The sequence below is a fragment of the Caenispirillum bisanense genome (assembly GCF_900230255.1).
GTDB lineage: Bacteria > Pseudomonadota > Alphaproteobacteria > Rhodospirillales > Rhodospirillaceae > Caenispirillum > Caenispirillum bisanense_A.
Genome location: NZ_OCNJ01000038.1, coordinates 1 through 1,391, shown reverse-complemented (window position 1 = coordinate 1,391; position 1,391 = coordinate 1). Strand labels below are relative to the sequence as shown.

The 1,391-nt window shown below is 66.2% G+C and carries 1 protein-coding gene; it reads right to left on the bottom strand.

Annotated elements, in window-relative coordinates:
• Nucleotides 1–31 precede the first annotated feature (31 nt).
• Nucleotides 32–1,294 (bottom strand): IS256 family transposase, encoded by a 1,263-nt coding sequence (locus tag CRP50_RS24720; protein WP_097281854.1) that lies wholly within the window; start codon nucleotides 1,292–1,294, stop codon nucleotides 32–34.
• Nucleotides 1,295–1,391 lie beyond the last annotated feature (97 nt).

The window sequence follows — 1,391 nt, the reverse complement described above, 5'->3', positions numbered from 1 at the left end:
GAGCTATGACCGATTTTGGGTGACGGCGTGGTCAGGCGGCGGCGGCTTGATCGGCGTCATTCACCTGGATGCCGTCGCGGAACGTGACACCCTCGATCACCTGGGGCAAGCGGTTGTTGCCAGACAGCTTGCGCCAGGTCTTGCTGGCCGCTGTGATCAGCTTGAAAACCATCGCCATGGCGGTCTTGTGCGACAGGCAGCCCTTGGTGCGTACGGTGCGGTGCCGCACGGTCGCGAAGACGCTCTCAATGGGATTGGTCGTCCGGACGTGCTGCCAGTGCTCGGCGGGGAAATCGTAGAAGGCCAGCAGGGCGACGCGGTCCTTGGTCAGGCAGCCAACGGCCTGCGGGTACTTGGCGCCGTATTTGGCCTCAAAGGTGTCCATGGCCGCCTCGGCTTCGGCGCGGCCGTCGGCCATCCAGATCGCGTGGAGGTCCTCCTTGGCCGCCCTCTGGCGCGACTTCGGCAGCTTGTTGAGGACGTTCGCCGTCTTGTGCACCCAGCAGCGCTGATGGCGGGTACCGGGATAGACCTCGTCGAGCGCCTTCCAGAAGCCTAGCGCGCCGTCGCCGACGGCCAGCTTCGGTCCCTGGGCGAGGCCGCGTCCCTTGATGTCGTTGAGCAGTTCGCGCCAGCTCTGGGCACTCTCGCGGAAGCCGGCCTGGAACCCGACCAGTTCCTTCCGGCCCTCCGGTGTGGCGCCGATGATGACGAGGATGCACTGCTTCTCGTCCTCCATCCGGCCCTGGAGGTAGACGCCGTCGGCCCAGATGTAGACGTAGCGCCGCGCCGACAGGTCCCGTTTCCGCCAACGGTCGTGCTCGGCCTGCCATTCCGCCTTCAGGCGGCTGATCACCTGCGGCGACAGGCTGGGCGCCTTCTTGCCCAGCAGGGCCTCCAGGGCTTCCTGGAAATCCCCACTCGACAGGCCGCGCAGGTAGAGCGTGGGCAGGACGGCATCGACCGACCTCGTCCGTCGGGCAAAGCGCGGCAGAATGACGGAGGTGAAGCGGATGCGCTCTTCTCCCTCGGCACCACGGTCGCGAACCTTCGGCCGTCGCACGGCGACGGGGCCAATGCCCGTCAGGATCTCGCGCTCCGGCCCGTGGCCGTGACGCACCAGGCGTCGGCGGCCGTCTTCCGTCTCAAGGTGGGCATGCTCAGCAAGCATGGCGGCAACTTCGGCCTCCACTGCCTGGGCCAATAGCTGGCGTGCCCCGGCACGCAGGACTTCGGTCAGCGGGTCATCGGTTTCCCCTGGCTGGCGCAGGGCGACAACGGTATCGTCAGTCATGGCGTATCACTCCTTCGCTGGAGATGTGGACGGCGTTAGACACCTCCACGATACGCCACCTCCATTTCAGCTCATCACCCAGTTTCGGTCATAGCTC

Bases quoted from the DNA above. Each gene is read 5' to 3' on its own strand.
- CRP50_RS24720 (WP_097281854.1), bottom strand. From the start codon at position 1,294: ATGACTGACGATACCGTTGTCGCCCTGCGCCAGCCAGGGGAAACCGAT.